This window comes from Thalassovita gelatinovora (assembly GCF_001458355.1).
Taxonomy (GTDB): Bacteria; Pseudomonadota; Alphaproteobacteria; order Rhodobacterales; family Rhodobacteraceae; genus Thalassobius; species Thalassobius gelatinovorus.
The window spans coordinates 49,377-64,259 of sequence record NZ_CYSA01000023.1 but is presented as its reverse complement, the minus strand read 5'-3'; the positions used below and the strand labels follow the sequence as shown (position 1 = coordinate 64,259).

At 59.9% G+C, this 14,883-nt stretch carries 16 protein-coding genes; 6 read left to right on the top strand and 10 right to left on the bottom strand.

Going from position 1 to position 14,883, the window contains the following annotated elements:
• Positions 1-2 precede the first annotated feature (2 nt).
• From TG4357_RS11625 to cobI, 4 genes are all read right to left on the bottom strand, one after another.
• Positions 3-356, bottom strand: coding sequence for a hypothetical protein (locus TG4357_RS11625; protein WP_058263072.1), 354 nt, complete (start codon positions 354-356; stop codon positions 3-5).
• Between the two features lie 95 nt (positions 357-451).
• Positions 452-1,222: a precorrin-4 C(11)-methyltransferase gene (gene cobM / locus TG4357_RS11620; protein ID WP_058263071.1), complete on the bottom strand. Its 771-nt coding sequence runs from the start codon at positions 1,220-1,222 to the stop codon at positions 452-454.
• A gap of 34 nt (positions 1,223-1,256) precedes the next feature.
• Complete coding sequence (cobJ, locus tag TG4357_RS11615) at positions 1,257-3,056, bottom strand: precorrin-3B C(17)-methyltransferase (protein WP_058263070.1); 1,800 nt, start codon at positions 3,054-3,056, stop codon at positions 1,257-1,259.
• Positions 3,047-3,748 carry a precorrin-2 C(20)-methyltransferase gene (gene cobI / locus TG4357_RS11610; protein WP_058263069.1) on the bottom strand — a complete coding sequence of 234 codons (702 nt, stop codon included), beginning with the start codon at positions 3,746-3,748 and terminating at the stop codon, positions 3,047-3,049. The genes cobJ and cobI overlap by 10 nt, the downstream gene beginning before the upstream one ends.
• Between cobI and TG4357_RS11605 the strand changes: the two genes are divergently transcribed.
• The gene (locus tag TG4357_RS11605) at positions 3,747-4,067 is read left to right on the top strand and encodes a hypothetical protein (RefSeq protein WP_058263068.1); all 321 of its coding nucleotides are present in this window, start codon (positions 3,747-3,749) and stop codon (positions 4,065-4,067) included. The genes cobI and TG4357_RS11605 overlap by 2 nt on opposite strands.
• Positions 4,068-4,178: 111 nt before the next feature.
• Here TG4357_RS11605 and TG4357_RS11600 read toward each other — a convergent pair whose 3' ends face one another.
• The 3 genes from TG4357_RS11600 to TG4357_RS11590 all read right to left on the bottom strand — a co-directional run bounded on the left by TG4357_RS11600 (position 4,179) and on the right by TG4357_RS11590 (position 7,266).
• A complete protein-coding gene (locus tag TG4357_RS11600; protein ID WP_058263067.1) occupies positions 4,179-5,489 on the bottom strand; it encodes a TRAP transporter large permease in 1,311 nt (436 codons plus the stop codon).
• Positions 5,482-6,033, bottom strand: coding sequence for a TRAP transporter small permease (locus tag TG4357_RS11595; RefSeq protein WP_058263066.1), 552 nt, complete (start codon positions 6,031-6,033; stop codon positions 5,482-5,484). The genes TG4357_RS11600 and TG4357_RS11595 overlap by 8 nt, the downstream gene beginning before the upstream one ends.
• A gap of 72 nt (positions 6,034-6,105) precedes the next feature.
• A complete protein-coding gene (locus TG4357_RS11590; RefSeq protein ID WP_175473925.1) occupies positions 6,106-7,266 on the bottom strand; it encodes a C4-dicarboxylate TRAP transporter substrate-binding protein in 1,161 nt (386 codons plus the stop codon).
• 320 nt (positions 7,267-7,586) lie between these two features.
• Between TG4357_RS11590 and TG4357_RS11585 the strand changes: the two genes are divergently transcribed.
• Positions 7,587-8,243, top strand: coding sequence for a TetR/AcrR family transcriptional regulator (locus TG4357_RS11585; protein WP_058263065.1), 657 nt, complete (start codon positions 7,587-7,589; stop codon positions 8,241-8,243).
• Here TG4357_RS11585 and TG4357_RS11580 read toward each other — a convergent pair.
• The gene (locus TG4357_RS11580) at positions 8,215-9,810 is read right to left on the bottom strand and encodes a class I adenylate-forming enzyme family protein (RefSeq protein ID WP_058263064.1); all 1,596 of its coding nucleotides are present in this window, start codon (positions 9,808-9,810) and stop codon (positions 8,215-8,217) included. The two genes, TG4357_RS11585 and TG4357_RS11580, sit on opposite strands and share 29 nt — an antisense overlap.
• Positions 9,811-10,353: 543 nt before the next feature.
• On the opposite strand from TG4357_RS11580, the gene TG4357_RS11570 reads away from it, so the two are divergent.
• The 4 genes from TG4357_RS11570 to TG4357_RS19515 all read left to right on the top strand — a co-directional run bounded on the left by TG4357_RS11570 (position 10,354) and on the right by TG4357_RS19515 (position 12,772).
• The gene (locus TG4357_RS11570) at positions 10,354-11,241 is read left to right on the top strand and encodes a LysR family transcriptional regulator (RefSeq protein WP_058263062.1); all 888 of its coding nucleotides are present in this window, start codon (positions 10,354-10,356) and stop codon (positions 11,239-11,241) included.
• 107 nt (positions 11,242-11,348) lie between these two features.
• Positions 11,349-11,972, top strand: coding sequence for an NAD(P)H:quinone oxidoreductase (gene wrbA, locus TG4357_RS11565; RefSeq protein ID WP_058263061.1), 624 nt, complete (start codon positions 11,349-11,351; stop codon positions 11,970-11,972).
• A complete protein-coding gene (locus tag TG4357_RS11560; protein WP_058263060.1) occupies positions 11,972-12,610 on the top strand; it encodes a DsbA family oxidoreductase in 639 nt (212 codons plus the stop codon). Before wrbA ends, TG4357_RS11560 begins: the two co-directional genes overlap by 1 nt.
• Before the next feature lie 12 nt (positions 12,611-12,622).
• A complete protein-coding gene (locus TG4357_RS19515; RefSeq protein WP_158509071.1) occupies positions 12,623-12,772 on the top strand; it encodes a hypothetical protein in 150 nt (49 codons plus the stop codon).
• 181 nt (positions 12,773-12,953) lie between these two features.
• Here TG4357_RS19515 and TG4357_RS11555 read toward each other — a convergent pair whose 3' ends face one another.
• Complete coding sequence (locus TG4357_RS11555) at positions 12,954-14,156, bottom strand: bifunctional cobalt-precorrin-7 (C(5))-methyltransferase/cobalt-precorrin-6B (C(15))-methyltransferase (protein WP_058263059.1); 1,203 nt, start codon at positions 14,154-14,156, stop codon at positions 12,954-12,956.
• Between the two features lie 48 nt (positions 14,157-14,204).
• A complete protein-coding gene (locus TG4357_RS11550) occupies positions 14,205-14,840 on the bottom strand; it encodes a precorrin-8X methylmutase (RefSeq protein WP_058263058.1) in 636 nt (211 codons plus the stop codon).
• Positions 14,841-14,883 lie beyond the last annotated feature (43 nt).

Sequence of the window (14,883 nt, the reverse complement as noted above, 5' to 3'; positions counted from 1 at the left end):
GATCAGGCCGAAGGGCGCGGCAACGCCAGCCCTTCGGTGTCTTCCACCACGAAATCCACCGGCGGACGGTCCTGAATTGCGGTCAGCCGCTTGAATTCATAACACATCCGTCCATCGTCTTCGGACGCGGCGACGATCAGACATTGATACAGATGCTGACCGCGTTCAAAAAGATCGACAAACCCGCGCAGATGTGACGCGGTTTCTGCATCCAGCGCGAAACCGCTATCCCAGAAACTCAGCACGCGGTAAGTTTTGCCGTCGGCTTCGACCAACATCCGGCTGTTGCGCTTGCGGTCACGTTTGCGCGCCGCATGCAGCCCGGCCAGAACCTCTTGAGACAGAAATGTCGGCATCTCGCTCCTCCGCGTCATTCACCTTTAACATGCGAAAATCATGCCATGGGGAAAATGAAGCTTTGGTGTCAAAATCGATTTTTTTGCCAACTGTTTCATTTTTCCGACGCTTTCGGGCGCAAAACATGCGGCACCGCGGGATCATACAAGGCCGAATCGGTAAAATCACGAATATCGCCCAGAACCGGGCCGACCAGAATCAGCGCGGTACGGGTGATCTTTTCCGCCCGGACCTTGGCGTGAATATCGCTCAGTGTGCCACGAATGATGGTCTGATCCGGCCAACCGACGCGATACGCCACCACCACCGGACAATCGGCACCGTAATACGGCACCAGCTGGCGTTCGATCTCGCGCAGGTTCCGCACCCCCAGATGGATCGCCAAAGTCGCCCCGGTGCGGGCGAAGTTTTCCAAAGTTTCCCCGGCGGGCATCGCGGTCGATTTCATCGACACCCGGGTCAACACGATCGACTGGGCCAGTTCCGGCACCGTCAATTCCTGCCCCAGCGCCGCTGCTGCTGCGGCATAGGCGGGCACCCCGGGAATGATCTCATAACCAATGCCATCGGCCCTGAGCCGCCGGATCTGTTCGGCAATCGCGCCATAAAGCGATGGATCGCCCGAATGCACCCGCGCCACGTCCTGCCCGCGCTGATGCGCCGCCAATATTTCGGCATGGGTCTGATCCAGCGTCATCGGCGCGGTGTCCATCACCTTTGCGCCTTCCGGCGCACAGGCCACCACCTCGGGCGGCACCAGCGACCCGGCATAAAGACAGACCGGACATTCCCCGATCACCCGCTCGGCCTTCTTGGTCAGAAGCTCGGGATCGCCCGGCCCCGCACCGACGAAATACACCGTCATTCCCGCGTTTTCCTTTTCACTGTTCGATAAATACTCACTGCCCGGCCTTCGCCGCCAGATCGCCATCGATCTTGCGCGCATAGCCGCGCGGGGTGAACATCCGCGGCCCCTCGCCCAACTGCGCCAGCCGCGAATTGCTCGACCCGACCAGAACCAGCGTCAGCATATCAACCTCGTCCACGTCCAACTGATCCAGCCGGCGATATCTCACACGCTCCTCGGCCCGCCCCAGCGACGACGCCAGCATCACCGGCGTATCCGCGGGGCGGTGCTGCAACAGGATATCGCGCGCCTCGGCCAGCAAGGTGCGCCGCGTCTTCGACACCGGATTATAGAAAGCGATCACGAAATCACCTTCCGCCGCTGCCTTCAGACGCCGCAGGATGTCATCGCGCGGAGTCAAAAGATCGCTCAGCGAAATGGTACAGAAATCATGCCCCAACGGCGCCCCGGCCCGCGCTGCCGCGCCCTGCAATGCCGAAATCCCCGGCGAACAGATCACCTCAATCCGGTGCGCCGCAGCGCTAACCCCGTGTTCGTCCGGGCCGCGGTCCAGCAATTCGAATACCAAGGCTGCCATCGCATAAATCCCGGCATCCCCGGAACAGACCAACGCCACATTGCGCCCTTCGGCGGCGCGTTCCAACGCATAGCGGCACCGCGCCTCTTCGCCGCCCAGTGGGAAATCCGACCGGGTCTTGCCTGCGGCCAGCGGCCCCAGCAGATCGATATAAAGTCCGTAGCCCACCAGTTCCTCGGCCTCGGCGATGAGCCTCGACACTTCCGGTGTGCGCCAGGCGGCCTGCCCCGGCCCGATACCCACCACGCTCAGCCGCCCGCGCGCACGGCCCGGCAGCTCGGTGATCGGCTCCTCTACGCGGCTCAAGGCGCAGGTGCAATTGGCGGTCTTTGCCTTCTGTGCCACCAAGGCCCCGCCGCAGGCCAGCGCCGCGCCTTCGCAAACACCGTGACAGCCAACCTCGGCAAAAACCACCTCCGAAGGGTTTGGCACCGGCTGTGACTCCAGCTCAGCAGCGCTGAACAGCCGCAGCGGCACGCCCAGCCGTCGCGCCACCGTGTTCATCGCCGGTTCATCTGCTTTCAGGTCGATCGAGGCGACACAGCCCACTGCCGCTGGCGCGATCCCAGCCTTGTCCAACGTCTCGCAAACCAGCGCCCACATTTCTTCTGGATCGGCGTTGCGCGCACATCCCAACCCCAGCGCATACCGCTGCGGCCGGTACACCAACCGCGTTTCGCTGGCGTCTTCAGGCGCTTCGCTCACCACCAGCTCAACCGCGCCACCGCTATCTTCGATCCCGAACACATTTTCGCCCGTCACCGACACGCCTGCTCCCGACAGCAGCGCCGCCATCGCGGCTTTGGCGTCTTGCGGATTGTCCAGCCGATACCCCAGCGGTGGTTCGTCCAGCGCCACCCCCAAAGCCACATCGCCCGCCGTGGTGACAGCGGCGACCGCGCCCACCCCTTGCGCAATTTCCCGTGCCAACCGGTTCGCACCGCGATGCCCGCCCAGCAGCGGCACCACCACGGATCCGTCATCCGACACCGACACCACCGGCGGTTCGGCCCGCTTGTCCGACAGCAACGGCGCCACCGCGCGGATCAGGATACCGCTGGCGCAGACTCCCACCACCGGCACCCCGGCGGCAAACAGATCGCGCGCATGATCCAGCGCGTTGGCGAAAAACGCATCCGCATGCGCCACGCGCCCTTCGCGCCCATGCAGCGCCGCACCGATGGCCTCCGCCACGGCCCGCGCCACCGCTTCGCCCGACGTATTCAACACCAGAACAACAGGTTTCACAGCCATGGGTCGCCCCCTTTCACCAGCAAGATCATTGAAAAATAGGGGGCCTTTTCGGGCGCATCGACCAGCGGGCACACGACTTCATCGGGCAGGCTCGCCCGTTCGACATAGATGGCCTTGTCGGTCAGGCCCAGCTCCGCGATCACGCCACGGATCTTGGTCAGATGCCGCCCCACCTTCATGATCGCCACGCTTTCCGCGCCTTCGATCCGGGTGCGCAGTTCGGCTGCGGGCAACGGCCCCGGCAACACCGTCAACCGCTCATTGCGCGCCGCCAAAGGCAAACCGGCACGCGCCGCGCAGGCGGCGATGCTGGTTACGCCCGGCACCACTTCAACCTCGAACCGGTCGGCCAACCGGGCATGAAGATACATGAAGGAACCGTAAAAGAACGGGTCGCCTTCGCACAGGCAAACCACGTCTTCGCCCGCCTCCAGCGCCTGCGCGATCTTTGCCGCGCCGCTGTCATAGGCGGCCTGCGCCGGTCCCCGTTCCACCGTCATCGGCACATCCATCACGATTTCTCGTGCACCTGCCGGGATCGCCGCCGCGGCGATGGCACGGGCGAAACTGTCGCTGCCCGCCAGCGCCGGATAGGCCACCACACGCGCCTGAGACACCAACCGATGCGCCCGCAGCGTCATCAGATCGGGATCGCCCGGCCCCAACCCAACCCCATAAAGTTTCCCGGCCATGCCCGACCCCTGCTCTTTCATTGTTTCCCAAATACACCCACCGGAGGTAAGTTTTCCGTATCAGCAGTTCCAGCGAATTCCCACGCCTTTTAAAGCTGGTTTTGGTTCAGAGCGTTACATTTGGGACCAATCCCAGGGCAAGCCCCCGTTGATCCTGCCCGGCTTGGGTTCGTTCCAAGGGGCTTTGACGCTGTCGCCCTGCATGAGGAGGCAGATCGACACCGTCAGCTTTGCCGGCACCCCAAAAGGTATCAGCCCGAGGATCGACACCGCTGCCGACCCTCAGGCTGAAAATCCAAACCCCGATGATTTCGAATGAACCAGAGGTAAATATGGGCTGGTCAACTTGGGCAGGCGCAGGTTCTGGCACCTGCCCAAAGGCCATCAATCGCTGCCTTAACGAGACGTGGCATCCTGCAAATCGTCCTTTTTACTTCCCATAAAGGTTAGGCAGGAACAGCACGATATCTGGGAAAGCGATCAACAAAGCTATGATCAGAAGGTCGACAACGACAAACCAGAACACCCCCCGGAAGATCGTCGAAAGGGACGCCATATTGCCGACCACACCTTTGATGACAAAGACGTTCATCCCCATCGGCGGCGTGATCATTCCGATCTCCAGCAGCTTGACCAGAACGACCCCGAACCACAGCAGGCTGTAGCCGGTCTCATCAATAAGCGGCAGCATGATCGGCAAAGTCAGCAACATCGCCCCGACCGGCTCAAGCATCATGCCCAGCAACAGGTAAACCAGAACAACCCCAACCATGATCAGAACCGGGGACATACCAAATGCCAGAATCGAAGACGACAAAGCATCCCCAACCCCTGACAGCGCCAGAAAGCGTGTCAACAGGCTGGCCCCAACAGCAATGATCAACAGCGACGCAGTGGTGGTCAGTGTTTCCACCAGCGCCATGCGCAGCGCCCGGAAACTCAACGTGCCATACATGGCCGCGACCATCGTAGACAGCAACGCGCCGATCGCACCGGCTTCGGTTGGCGTGAAAGCCCCCCCGAACAGACCGGCAAAAACCCCGATCACGATCAACAGCACCGGCCATGTCTGGCCCAGCGCCCGGATCTTTTCGCTGCGGGTTGCCTTGATATCAACCGGCGGTGCCAGTTCGGGGTTCAGTTTGACCCGCACGAGGATCAACAGAATATAGGAAAACAGGGTAATCAACCCGACCACCAGACCGCCCAGAAACAGTTGGCTGACCGATTGGCGCGAAATGATGCCGTAAAGGATCATCAGGATCGATGGCGGAATAAGCGCACCGATCGTGCCCGCTGCTGCAACCGTACCAGTTGCCAATTCCGCACTGTACCGGTGGCGCATCATCTCTGGCACTGCGATTTTGCCCATCGCTGCGGAACAGGCAACCGATGACCCGGTTACCGCCGCAAAGCCGGCACAACCAAACACAGATGCAATGGCCAACCCGCCCGGCAATCCCGACAGCCAAACCTGCGCCGCACTGAACAGCCCCTGCGTCAGCCGCGTATGGTAGCAGATGAATCCCATTAGCAGAAATGCCGGGATCGAACTCAGCACCCAGCTATTGGCAAAGTTATAAGGAACGATCCCCAGTGACCCCCAGGCAATGTTCCAATTGAACATCGACCAAAGACCGCCAAAAGAGACAGCAATCAAAGACACCCCGATCGGAATCCGCATCAGGATAAGGAAAAACAGCGCGCCAATAAACAGCCCGGCGATTTGTAGTTCAGACATTAGGCGTATCTTTCGGCAAATAGGGGTCTTCGATGCTCAGGCTGCTCAATCCGCTGTCCTTGCCTGTCAACAGCGCAACGAATTTCAAAGCCGCCACCAGCGACATCAGGCCAAATCCGATCGGTAGAACAAAGTAAGTGGGCCAAGTGATGACCTTGCCGCTCGTCTCGATCGAGTAAGCGCCAGTCACGTATTTTGCCAACGCCTCTTGCCCGGTCCTTACCGCGACAGCAGCGGTGACAACCACCGTGATCAGCGTTGCGCAGATCAGTAGCAGTTTTTGCACACTGCCCGGGAACCGTTCGACCAGAAGTTCGACCGCGATATGGCTGTTTTTCTCTTCCACCAACCCCAGTGGAAGAAAGGCAATCGCCACCATATAGAACGCCGAAACATATAGGATGGTCGCGTCCAGCGGCGTGCTGAACACGAACCGCATCACGACATCCAAAGAAACATGAACAACCAGAAACAAAACCAAGACCCCGGCAACGCCCGAAACACCGGCATTGATCCACGAAATCGCCTTGCCAATAGGTTTCAAAGGAAAACCTCCCCTTTCATCATCCAACAGGAAAAGGACGCACCGGCGAACCGGCGCGCCCCTTGTGGAAAATTACTGTGCGTATGTCGCAGGATCGATTTTCGAAATGACCTGGTCCCAGTACAGCTGTTGCAATTGTTCCTGGGTTTCGATGCCCTCGATCAGCCCGTACCATTTCTCAACCAGAGGCGGGAAATCGGCGGCAATCTCTTCGGCGCGCGCAACATCATAGGTGTCCCTGAACAGCGCCGAAACGGTTTTCAGATCCTGATTGACGAAATCCTTCACCGCAGCGGTCAGCTCTGGATCGGCCTGATGTATCCTGATGCCTTTGTCTTTTGCATTTTGGATCGCAACGGTATCGTCCGTGTAAAAGTTCCACGTGACGCCAGCAGAAATCTGGCTGCCGCCCCACAACAAGATCTGGCGATTTTCATCGCTCATGGCTTTCCAACGGTCCGCGTTGATATTGGCCGAAGCCACACCGGCAAAGGCACCGCCCGGCACGCCCAGTGTGATGTCGGTAACGACCTCGTGCAGATTGTAATTGGTCAATTCAGGCGCGCTCAGCATGGCGCAATCCAAAATCCCCTGATCCAGCGCTTCGTATACTTCGTTCACCGGCAGGCGCACACCCTGCGCCCCGAAATGTTCTGCAAACCGGACAAACCCAGCCCCGCCAGCACGCAGACGCTTGCCTTTCAGGTCTTCAATCGTGGTGATTTTCACATCCTTGCACAGCAGGTTGTTCAGCGGGGTAACGCCACCGCCGGTATAAACTTGGTTCTGCGCTTTGAATTCTTCCAGACATTCCGGGCAATGGTTAAATGTGTATTCCATCATGGCCCCGGCGAATGCCAAAGGTTCTTTGCCAGTGGGGTTCTCCGCCAGATTGATCAGCGGGTTCATTTCGTGCAGGTACAGGTTGGTGCTGTATTCAGCTGCGTAATAAGGGGTCAGGACAAATCCGGCATCGGCCAAACCGTCACGCACACCCGGGCTTGTCTCGGGCAGACTCAGCAGGGACATCGCAAATCCCTTAATCTTGATTTCCCCTTTAGAATATTCTTCCACGGCATCAGCATAGCCTTCGACCCCAATCCCGATATTCGAGGTATTGGGATAGCCATAAGCAAAATTGAGCTTTTCGGCAGCAGCCACCGGCAGCGCTGCAATTGCGGCGATCCCCGCAATAGCGGAAACCATTGTTTTCGTGGCTTTGAAATTAGTCATCTGTGCTCCTCCCGAGCGCGCGATAGGCGCGAAGTGTATGTGTGATCTATTGGTTTTGCCGTCTTACTCGTCCCAGAAAGTCAGCCGCAGGATTCCCCCAACCGCATACCGACCTGATGTTGCATCATGCCGTCTTGGCAAAAACATCATACTCAGTAGTATGCCTACATACTCAACGCTACAGTGACAGTGTCAATTGCCTCAAATCGGATTTTGGAATTGACGCTGCGTTAAAATCGAAGAGTTATGGAATGGGCTTTTCCGTGGGAGGAACAGGCTTTGCAATACGACAACCTGAAGTGGGATAACGGACAAAATAAATGGCCTCAACAGAACGACAACAAAACAATCGCAAGGTCGAAAACCAGCAGGAAATCATTCATGCAGCAGCCATCTGCTTCATGCGGCACGGGCTGGAAAAGACGACGATCGACGATATCGCCCGCGAATTGAACGCAACCAAAGGCCGGGTTTATCACTATTTCAGGTCTAAGAATGACATCTTTTTTGCCATCCACAGACAGGCCATGCGGTTCTGTTTCGACGCAGTACAACCCATTTTGAAACAAAATATTCCGGCTGACGAAGCCTTGATGCGGATGGCAACGGCCCATGGCCATGTGATGATGGACACTTTGCCTTATCAGCGCAGCATCCGACTTGGGGTGGATATCTACCTGCGCGGCTCCACCACCGAAGCCGAACGCGAAGTGCTCATGGAACTCATTGCGCTGCGCAATGAATACGAAGGGCTCTATCGCGCGGTCATGCGGCAAGGACAGTCCGAGGGAACGCTGTCAGTGCCCGACGAAGCCCTTGCCGGACGCGCCTTGATGGGGGCTTTGAACGGACTGGTTGATTGGTACCGCGTCCGCCCGGACCAAACTCAGGCGGAACGGTCCAGAATCGCTCAGACGCTGGCCTCAACCATCATCAACGGACTGCGCCCTAAACCAACCCCCGCAGCGCGGTCTTGATGATTTTACCATTGGCGTTACGCGGTAGCTCCTGAGCGGAAAAGGTCACAAAATCCGGCGTTTTGTAATCGGCCAACCGGGCTGCGCAATAGGCCTTGATCGCCGGAGCATCCAAACCAGCGTCACTGCTATGCACAAAAACATGCAGCTTTTCGCCCAGCACCGGATCGGGTTGACCAATGGCGGCACATTCAATCACATCGGGATGTGCCGTCAGCGTGTTTTCGATCTCGGCGCTGTAGATATTGTACCCGCCGCGAATGATCATGTCTTTGCTGCGGTCATGTAACTGCACGAAGCCTTCTGCATCGCGCGATCCGATATCGCCGCTTTTCCAGAACCCGTCTTGAAATTCCCGGGCGGTCATTGCCGGGTTATTCCAATACCCCGGCACCACCATCGGGCCTTTGATCCATAGCTCGCCATGCTCACCGTCATCGACGTCGCGGCCCTGATCATCAACGATCCTGATTTCGCCGCAAGGCACCGCAACACCGACGCTGTCGGATCGAACCGCACCCAACCCCAGAGGCAGGATTGTTGCAGGCGACGTAATCTCGGTCGCCCCATAGGCATTGACCAGATGCAGTTGCGGCAGTTTTTCAGACAATTCCCGGATGGTTGAAGGGGCCATCGGTGCCCCGCCATAGCCCCCGATCTGCCAATGCGACAGGTCGTAATCCTTGATCTCGCAGCGCAGCAGGAACAGGTTATACATCGCCGGAACCATCAAGGTTTGCGTCACCTTTTCCCGCGCGGCCAGCTCCAGAAAATCCTCGGCCTTGAAGCGGCGCATGATAACGCTGCACCCGGCCGTGCGAAGCATGGTGAAAAGCGTCGCCACCAACCCCGTCACATGTGATGCGGGCACCGACAGCAACGAACGCTCCTTCGGTCCCAGTTCCATGCAATGCTCGAAATGCATTGCCGAATGAATGATGTTGAGATGGGTCAGCATCGCGCCTTTGGGCTGCCCGGTGGTGCCAGAAGTGTACAAGATCACCGCCGTGTCTTCTTGATCGACCTCAGCGTCTTTCGATTGCGCCCCCGCTGTGAGGAACTGGTCGTAATCCACCGACCCGTCCACGCTACCGCCAACGCAAATGCGGTTTTTCACCTGCCCGACCGCGTCAGGGTCCGGCAGCTTGGCTGCAATATCCGCATCATGGACCACAACAACCGCGCCACAATCGTTCAGGATATGCGCCAATTCAGGCGTTTGTTCCCGCACATTGATCGGCACCGCGATCGCCCCCAGACGCAGACTGGCCAAAAGCACAATCAGAAACTCCGGGCCATTTGCCAACAACAAGGCCACCCGGTCCCCCTTGGACACATCAAGCGCGGTCAGGCCCTTGGCGGCCAAGCTGATCCTGTCGTCCAGATCGCGATAGGATAACCGCAGATCGTCACACACCAACGCTTCCCCGTGCGGGTTCCGCGCAATCGCCTGCTGGACCATGACATTCACATCATTGGGCCGATCCGCGAAGCACTTCATGTTGCCCCGACCAAAATGGGTCTCGATCGAAATCAAGTCCTCTGTTTGCGCTGGTAAATTTGGCATTCTGCGTTTCCTCGATTCAAGCCGGCCCTAAATGGCAAAAAACCCAACACAAACGCAATCAATATTTCGGAATATATTTCTGCAATGCGGTTTTAAGCGACCAAAACAACCAAATTGGCACGCTTTCCTGACTCCCAAGGCGTCTTTCCGTCAACCAACCCAAGGCGGTTGCGCCAAAGGCACACCCCAAGCGCGCACCGCTTCAGCGCATTCCGCAACGCCCCACAGAAGCGGATTTTGGTAAAAACTGAACCTCGAACGCAGCCCACACGGGCGCATAGCACCCTAACCGGGCGGGCGCTGTTGCGACATCCTCCCCCGATCAGGCCCGACGGCAGGCGACCGCCACCTTTTCCGCCATGCGGAACAAAATCGGTAAATTCGTTACCAAGGGCGTTGCCCAAATGCTGCGCCCGAGGGGGATGAAGCAAGCCTTGTGCGCCCGCAACCAAGACGAAAAATTGGATTCTTCCGTCAGAGCCAATTATCCTTGCCGCGTGAACGCCGCCGTCTTTTGGTCACACCGCAACGAAGGTTTCTGCGATGGATAAACTATCTGTTATGACCGCTTTCCGCCGCATCGTCGAACGTGGCAGCTTTGCCCGCGCCGCAGAAGACCTCAGCGTTTCCCCCGCGCTGCTGAGCCGCGAAATCAAGCTTCTCGAAGAAAGCCTCGGCTGCACGCTACTGACACGAACGACGCGGTCCATGTCCCTGACCGATGCCGGGCGCCTCTACTACGACGAAGCCAGCGGGATCCTGGACGCCGTCAAGCAGATAGAAACCCGGATTCGCGACGGTGCCGGCTCCGTGCGCGGACATCTCAGAATCAATGCGTCCAGTTCCTTCGGCCAAACGGTCATCGCGCCGATGCTTCCGGGCTTTCTCGAAACCTTTCCCGATCTCAACTTGACGCTGTCCCTCGATGACCGCGTGATCGACATGGTCGAAGGTGGTTTCGATGTTTCGATCCGTATTCGGGCCGTGCTGCCGGATTCGGCGTTGGTCGCAAAGAAGATCGGCACCGTGCGGCAGCGCGTCTTCGCCGCTCCTGCCTATCTGGAACGGGCGGGCCGCCCGGACACACCGACGGACCTTCTCAATCACAAGATGGTCGGCTTTCTGCTGGCCGATCATCTGACCACTTGGACCCTGACCAGTCCTTCGGACATCTGCACGCTCGATTTCGCCCCAACCGTGCGGGTCGGGAACAGCCTGGTGTTGCGCGATCTGCTGATCGCGGGACAAGGGATCGGCACTCTGCCGGATTTCGTTTCGAACGGACCAGAGGTGCGCGGCGAATTGGTGCGCGTTCTGCCCGGCTATGAATTGCCGACACCGGATATCTTCGCGGTGACGGCATCACGGCTGGGCATGGATGCAAAGGTCACCGCGTTTCTCGACCATCTGCGCAAAGCGCTTGCGGCCTGATATTCTTCAACACACGTAAAGAATGATGTGAAAGCGGCCCGGTTATTCCGGGACGCCGAATCCGCGATCTTCTCAGGTATCGAAACCTTCAAACCCGAGAGGCTCCAATGACCAAAGTTCTCGTTCTTTACTATTCAAGCTACGGCCATGTCCGTGCCCTTGCCCAAGCAGAAGCCGAAGGCGCCCGCAGCGTGCCCGGCACCCATGTCGATATCCGCCGCGTGCCCGAAACGGTGCCGGAAGAAATCCGCCAAAAAGCCGGTTTCGCCGCCGACGATACCCCCGTCGCAACCCCTGCCGACCTGGAATCCTATGACGCCATCATCTTCGGCACGCCGACGCTGTTCGGCATGATGGCCGGTCAGATGAAATCCTTTCTGGATCAGGCGGGCGGGCTTTGGGCGCGCAACGCGCTGGTGGGCAAGGTCGCAGCTGTCTTCGCCTCGACCGGGTCGCAGCATGGCGGCCATGAAGCAACAATCCTGTCCACACAAATCCCGCTTCAGCATTTCGGCATGCTGATCGTTGGCATGCCCTATTCCTTCGCGGGTCAGACCACCGCAGACGGAATCATCGGTGGTGCCCCCTATGGCGCAGGCACCATCGCGGGCGCGGACGGGTCGCGGACGCCAACCGAAATTGATCTGGATGGGGCCCGCTTCCAAGGCGCGCATGTCGCCCAGATCGCCGCCCGTCTTGCCCTGCCCGATCAGCAAGAGGAGGCCGCGTGATGTCACGCCTCACCATCGATTTCTTCCACGATGTCGTGTGCGGCTGGTGCTTCAACCTCTCGCCAAGGATGCGGCGGCTGGCCGAAGAATTCGACCTCGACATCCGCCATCGCACCTTCGTCTTGCAAGCCAGCCCTGCCGAAATGGCCCAACGCTGGGGGACCCCAGCCAACGCGCGCAAAACGATTCTCGACCATTGGGAAATGTGCCGCAGTGCCAGCGACACTCCCGAACTGTTCAACATCGAAGGCATGCGCCAAGCGCGGTTTGACTATCCGCATGGAATGGTGGCGGCTCTGGCGTGCAAGACGGCCGAAACAATCGGCGGCCCGTCTTGCCATTGGGACATGTTCGACCGTCTTCAGACGGCGCACATCACCGAAGCACGCAACATCGCCGATCGCGAGGTCGTGCTCGATCTCGCGGTTTCGCTTGGCCATGACCGGACCGCTTTCTCAAGGCGTCTCGGAAACCCGGCCACCGCCCGAGACGTCGAACAGGATCGCCGTTACGCCCGGCGGCGACAAGTCCACGCGGTTCCCACCCTGATTGTCCAAAACACCGGCGCACGCCTCGTCAATGGACCGACCGAAGATCTGCGCGCGCAACTGCGCGCCGCGATCCGCCTCACTGCCTGAAAGGATAGCAAGATGTTCTTCTCTGTTTTTCGGCTCTCTCAAGCCCATCATCGGCGCGCCCTGCGGGGCTTGCCGCGCGACCTGCCGCCCTACCTGATGCGCGACATCGGCCTTGCCCCATGGCCCGAACGCCCGCGCATCGCGAACTATCACCTCTGGTGACCCGCCTTGGATCGGAACCACGCGCTGTGCCGATCTCTCCGCATTCGCCCCGGTGGGCATCTTGAATGCGGATACGGTCCGCCAAGCACACCTGCACCCGACGATCACCAGACCCCGATCACTTGACGGACTTCAGTGATCGAAATCCGGTCATCGTCGCATGTCGAAAGAACCACGCGCCTCAGCGCTTGATCAGGCTCCATTGCGTCACCGGCATTAGCGGCCGCCAGCCGGTGCGCGGCCCGACCGGTTCGGCGCGCTGGATCTGGATCTTCACCAACTGCCCGCCGAATTCGCCTTGCAGCGCCACCAGCACCGCTTCGCTTTCCAACGTCACCACATTGACCACCAACCGTCCCAGCGGGCGCAGCGCGCTCCAAGCGGTTTCGAAAACCTCGCGGCTCAATCCGCCGCCGATGAACACCGCGTCGGGGGCTTCCAGCCCGGTCAGCGCCTGCGGCACCCTGCCGTCGATCAATTGCAGCTTGGGCGCGCCCAGCGCCAGCGCATTTGCCGCCGCCATGGCACGGCGATCGGCACGCGGCTCAATCCCGATGGCGCGGGCATAGCGCGCCGCGCGCATCCATTCCACCGCCACCGATCCGCAGCCGGTGCCAATATCCCACAGCAACGCCCCGCGCATCGGCATCAGCTTGGCCAGCGTCACCGCGCGGACCTCCTGCTTGGTCATGGTGCCGTCATGCTGGAACAATTCATCCGCCAACCCCGGCACCCGTGGCAACAGCGCCGCATCGGGCGCGGCGATACACTCCACCGCCAGGGTGTTGAAGGCCGGCACCTGATGATCCCAGCTTTCGGCCACCCCATCGAACCGCGCTTCTTCTGCACCGCCCATATTGGCCAACACCGTCATCTTTGATTGGCCAAACCCGCGTGCGCTCAGAAACGTCGCGATCTGTCCCGGCGTTTCTGCTCCGGTGGTCAGGATCAACAACCGCGCATCGGGCTGAATGAAGGCGATCATCTGCTCGACCGGGCGACCATGCACGGTCAGCGTTTCAACATCCGCCAGACTCCACCCCATCCGGGCGGACGCCAACTGAAACGCCGACAATTGCGGATGATAGATGATTTCGCCCGGATCAATCGCCCGCCCGATCCGCGCCCCGACCGAAAACCACAAGGGATCACCGGTCGCCAACACCACCACGCGCCGCCCCTGCATTCCCTTCAGCATGTCGATCAATGCATCGAAGGGCGACGGCCAGGCGATCCGCTCGGCGTTGACCAGACCGGACAATTCGTGATGCCGGTCGCCGCCGACAATCACCTCAGCCGCGTCCACCACCGCGCGGGTGGCTGGCAACAACCCGTCCAATCCGTCTTCACCGATCCCGACAATATGCAACCATGGATCAGACATAGGCACCTCCCGTTTCATCGTTCTTCAAATACGCACTTGCCCCGCGCATCACGCCTCCTCCGGCAATCCGGCAGACAACGCATTCACCGCCGCCGACGCAATCGCCGAACCGCCGCGCCGTCCCCGCAGCGCCACGAATTCGCACCCGCGCGGACGCGCCGCCAGTTCCGCCTTGCTTTCCGCAGCACCCACGAACCCAACCGGGAAGCCCAGGATCAAAGCCGGTTTCGGCGCACCTTCGTCCAGCAGTTCCAACAGGTGAAACAGCGCCGTCGGTGCATTGCCCACCGCCACCACCGCGCCGTCCAGCCGGTCGGCCCACAGCTCCACCGCCGCCGCCGACCGGGTATTGCCGATTGCTGCCGCGATGCCCGGAACACGCGGATCATTCAACGTCACCACCACCTCGTTCCCGGCGGGCAGATAGCGTCGGATGATCCCTGACCCGACCATTTCACAATCGCACAGCACCGGCGCACCACGCCGCAACGCTTCGTGCCCCGCCGCATAGGCCGCTTTGGAAAACGCCAGCCGGTCGGCAATTTCCACCATGCCACAGGCATGGATCAGCCGGATCGCCAGCGCCTGCATCCCTGGGTCGAACCGGTCCAGACGCGCCTCTTTGCGCACCGTCGCAAAGGACTGCGCATAAATCGCCGAAGGGGTCTTTTCATAGGGCCGCATGGCGCTCGGTCTCCGTTGGGGGCCTTCCCCCGGGACCGGGGGA